This is a genomic window from Blautia sp. RTP21359st1_E11_RTP21359_211015 (assembly GCF_040910705.1).
GTDB lineage: Bacteria > Bacillota > Clostridia > Lachnospirales > Lachnospiraceae > Blautia_A > Blautia_A fusiformis.
This window is the reverse complement of the sequence record NZ_JBDGAB010000100.1, coordinates 1-4584: the sequence shown is the minus strand read 5'-3', so window position 1 is coordinate 4584 and position 4584 is coordinate 1. Positions and strand designations below refer to the sequence as shown.

Below are 4584 nucleotides of genomic sequence, written 5' to 3'. Positions count from 1 at the left end.
GGTTCATCAGTTCTTCCAGGATCGGCTCTGCCTTGGAGATCGGAATGGCATATCCCATGCCTTCCACCTGACTGTCTGCATACTTGGCCGCATTGATACCGATCACTTCACCGTTCATGTTCAGAAGTGCACCGCCACTATTTCCGGGATTGATTGCTGCATCAGTCTGGATCAGTCCGCTGGCTTCTCCGTCCTCTGTACTAATGCTTCTGTTAAGGGCACTTATCCATCCGGAGGTAACTGACTGTCCATAGCCCAGTGCATTGCCAATGGCAACCACCTGCTCACCAACTACAAGATCGTCCGAGCTTCCCATCTGTGCGATCTTGATCTCATCCATGGTCTCATCCGGAATATCGGATTTCTCCACTGCCACCACTGCCAGATCATTCTCTTCATCGGTGCCTTTGATCTTGGCAGAAACTGCATTATCCACATCCGCATCTCCATCGGAGCTGCTTGCCATAGCCTGGGTTTCTTCTTCCGCTCCTACCACATCACTGCCTGCAAAGCACACAGTAAGTGTAGTCGCTCCAGATACCACATGGTTGTTAGTCGCAATGAGAAGCTCGCTGTCATTTTCTCCTACAATAATACCGGAACCACTTCCTGCACTCTGATACTGCCTCGTTCCATATCCGAAAAAGCTTGGGATTTCCTGCACACTGACAGATGTAATGGCAACGATAGAAGACATGGTTGCCTGGGCTACACCGGCCACTGTACCACTCTCTGCCACAATATCCTTCACAGTAGAATCCGCAGAGCTACTGTCAGTACTGTCCTCTGTCCCGGTAACTGTTTCTGTCTTTCCGATCGTTGTACTGCTGTCATTTCCTCTGTATTTATCTGCTGCAATATTCACACCCTGAAAAACTACTCCGGCTACCAGCCCAAAGATCACAGCCAGTGCCACCACAGTGGCTGCTTTCTTTCCAAAGCTGTTGTGGCCTGAAAAATCTCTCTTTTTCCGCGGCTTTTTGGGCGGTATATTTCCACCGGCATAATTACCGGCCTGAGGCTGATGCACCTCATAATGTCCGTATTTTGGTTTCTCCTGCGAAGTGCCTTCACTCTGTCCGGCACCTGCATAACTGTCCTGTCCGCTCTCCTGCATCCTGCGTCCCTCAGAATAAGGATGCGTCAGCGGTTTCTGTTCTGCCGAAGCATTCTTATCCTCATCCGGCAAGCCTGTCCCCCATTTATTCTCTTCACTCATGCCTCTGGTGCTCCCTTCTATGTTATCTGATGCATGTATCTGTTACTGCTCACTCCGTTCTCAGTAACATTTATTTCTCTTATAAAAGACAGTTTAACAGGGAATTGTGTTTAAACTGTGATATCTCTTTTAAAAAACCGTGACCTGCTCTTATTTGTTCTTTTTCCAGTATTCCGGATTCATGGTGCAGGAGCGGATCATTTTTTCAGGGAGCTTTTTGTATCGTTTTCCGAGAAAATATCCGGCGTATTTGGAGACACTTTGCAAAAACAGTCCGGGGATCAGCCATATGTGGCCTGTTTTCAGAAGATATGCCATGCTTTTTTTTACCAGTCGGATGCCCTCACCTTCAGATGGCACACCCTCAAAAACCTCCGGATGCTCCGCCTGGGAAACTCCCAGATCAAAATTCCTGTGGAACTGCTGCATACAGGTATAATTGTGAGAATGATATACACGCGCTTCTGATACATAGGCAACTCCATAGCCTTTTTTTACCATCCAGCCTGCATAGATCATATCTTCATTAAAAATAGCATGCTCCGGAAATCCACCAATCTCATCATAGATCCTGTGATCATAAGCAGCACAAACGTTGGAGCAGAAATAGGTTTTGATCCCGTAGGTCTGTACATCTTTTTCCGTTTTCAGACAGGACTGTTCCGGATAATTAAAGGAACGGGTATATTTTTCCAGAAATCTGCAGTCCTTTTTTGGAAGCTGACGCGCATAAGCGGCTCCTGCCTGTGGATTCTCTGCAAGAGCTCCTACCAGTGCTCCGATCAGTTCCCTGTCTGCCGGCATTGCATCCTGTGTCATAAATACAAGGATCTCCGCATCCGAAAGCTCTGCCGCCTGCCTTCTGGTACCGCCATGGTCAAATTCTTCTTTTGTAAGATGCCGGACTTCCACAAGCGGATATTCCTGTTCCCAGGTCTCTTTCCAGAATTTCTTTTCTGTATTCATGACAAGGATCTTATTGATAGGATATTTCTGTGCGCTGAGTCTTTCCAGCAGTTTTTCAAATTCTTCTCCCGGACGGTATGCCGGGATGATCACGTCTGTTTTTAATGTTTTCATATTTGTCTCCTGTCCAGAAAGGACCACCCGTTACTGGATGGTCCCTTCTGCTGGTTGCTTATTTTGATGTTTTATTCATTCTCCGAATAATCTTCTCCGTCGGTATAATCGTTATAATCCGTATCGGAATCGCCTCCGGAATAGTCCGTATCTGTGCTGTAATCGTCTCCGGAATAATCCGTATCTGTGCTGTAATCGTCTCCGGAGTAATCCGAATCATAATCTGTGTCTGTGCTGTAATCAGCATCATCACTTGTGTCCGTACTGCTGTAATCTGTGGATGTATCTCCCTGCCACGTGTACGAATCATCCGTTGCGTCATTCGGTGTATCTGTCACCGCAGGTGCAGTGTCCTGCACGTCGCCTCCGCCTGCGATATTTGTGATCTGGGCACTTCTGTTGAGTACATCCTGCGTCGGAGTGTAACTGGTGTCTCCATACAGAAACTGATGCATCTTCAGAACATTGGATTCCAGTGTGGTAGGTACGATAACGCTGCCCTTTACCTGAGCAAATTTATAATCATTGGGGAAGCCTGTAGTTTCATCAATACTATAGCCGATCATAGCCGGGATCATCTTCAGGATCTCTGTTTTGGAAACAGAAGTTTTGACCATCGGGAATACCTGATCCATAATATCAAAGATAGTGGAAAGTCCTGCCTTTTTCGCCTTATCTACGATCATCTGGATCACTCGTCTCTGTCTCTCGGTACGTCCCATATCAAGACTTGCAGTATAACGGATACGGCAGTAGGAGGTAGCCTGTACACCATTAAGATGATAGGTATCTACGATCGCTTCCTCATCCTCCGGCTTCGGATCCGGCAGTTCGATCGGTGTGTAGCTCTTTCCGGTTTCCTCTGATGTCTCCACACAGTAATTGTTCATATGAACGATCTCCGCATAGGAAAGAGGGATGTCCAATCCTCCGAGGCAGTCTACCACAGTTACCAGCGCATTAAAATCAATGGCAACATAATCTGTGATATTCAGATCCAGATTCGTATTCAGCATGGAAACCGCGTTGGTCGGTCCGCCAAATGCATATGCCGAATTGGCTTTGGAATAGGTATCATCCTTTACATTGAGAAGGGTATCTCTATAGACAGACACAAGTTTGACTGCCTTTGTATCATTGTTGATACTCGCAATGATGATGGTATCACTGTTCTCTGTATTCAGCTTCTCATTCTTGCTTCTGTGGTCCAGTCCGAACAGTGCATAGGTGGTATATCCCGTCATCTGCGGTGCCTGATCATTGGTTACAATATCCTGGTCTGCAAGATCTGTTTCCTGGATGTCGATCTTATCCAGTTTGGCTGAGATCTGACCATAAACGAACAGACCTCCGATAAACAGGAGCAGTACGACGATCTCCAGGATAAATAAAATCTTCTTGCTTTTTTTCCGAGGTTTTGACATCTTTTCCTTTTCCCCTTTTTAGTATGCGTTCTTATTAATAAATCCTTTGAATATGGTAAGAAACATGATCTTTATATCAAATCCCACAGACCAGTTTTCGATATAATACAGATCACACTCTATCCTTTTTCTGATAGAAGTATCTCCACGATAGCCATTTACCTGTGCCCACCCGGTAAGACCCGGCCGCACCTGATGCTTGACCATATAACGTGGTATCTCCTCCCTAAACTTTTCTACAAAAAACGGCCGCTCCGGTCTTGGTCCCACAAGACTCATCTCACCCTTCAGAATGTTAAAAAGCTGTGGAAGCTCATCCAGACTGGTATGACGCATAAATTTACCGATTCCGGTAACTCTTGGATCGTTCTTTACTGTCCACGCCTTTTTTTCTTCTGATTCTTTCTGGATCTCCATGGAACGGAATTTATACATCCGGAAAGTCTGATTATGAAGCCCGACACGTTCCTGCTTATAGATCAGCGGTCCCGGCGAAGTCAGCTTGATCAGCATACACAACACTAGCATCACTGGTGAGGACACAATGATCGCAACGATCGCGCCTGCAATATCCATAGATCTCTTGATCAGTGCATTAAACGTGTTGCTCAGGGGCACATACCGGATATTGATCACCGGAAGCCCGAGAATATCTTCTGTATATGGTTTGGTCGGAATAATATTATTATAATCCGGAATAAATTTTGTGTGCACGCCGGATTTTTCACAGAGTGCAACGATCTCTTCCAGACGATAATACTCACTTAAGCCCAGGGTAATGGCTATCTCATCCAGACGACTGGATGGAAGGATGATCATCAGATTGGCGATTCGACCGATCACCTTAACGCCCTTATAAGT

The 4584-nt window shown here is 46.0% G+C and carries 4 protein-coding genes; all 4 read right to left on the bottom strand.

Annotated elements, in window-relative coordinates; genetic code table 11:
- Window positions 1-1219: S1C family serine protease (locus AB5026_RS18610; protein ID WP_368214128.1), on the bottom strand; the 1219-nt coding region annotated here is incomplete at its 3' end.
- Window positions 1220-1369: 150 nt separating this feature from the next.
- The gene (locus AB5026_RS18605) at window positions 1370-2299 is read right to left on the bottom strand and encodes a glycosyltransferase family 2 protein (RefSeq protein WP_021651914.1); all 930 of its coding nucleotides are present in this window, start codon (window positions 2297-2299) and stop codon (window positions 1370-1372) included.
- 71 nt (window positions 2300-2370) lie between these two features.
- Window positions 2371-3723, bottom strand: a complete 1353-nt coding sequence (locus AB5026_RS18600) for an LCP family protein (RefSeq protein WP_092072540.1) — start codon at window positions 3721-3723, stop codon at window positions 2371-2373.
- Between the two features lie 18 nt (window positions 3724-3741).
- A partial coding sequence (locus AB5026_RS18595; protein WP_368214127.1) for an undecaprenyl-phosphate glucose phosphotransferase occupies window positions 3742-4584 on the bottom strand: 843 nt, incomplete at its 5' end.

Coding starts and splice junctions, on each gene's coding strand:
- AB5026_RS18600 (WP_092072540.1), bottom strand. CDS start 3,723: ATGTCAAAACCTCGGAAAAAAAGCAAGAAGATTTTATTTATCCTGGAG.
- AB5026_RS18605 (WP_021651914.1), bottom strand. CDS start 2,299: ATGAAAACATTAAAAACAGACGTGATCATCCCGGCATACCGTCCGGGA.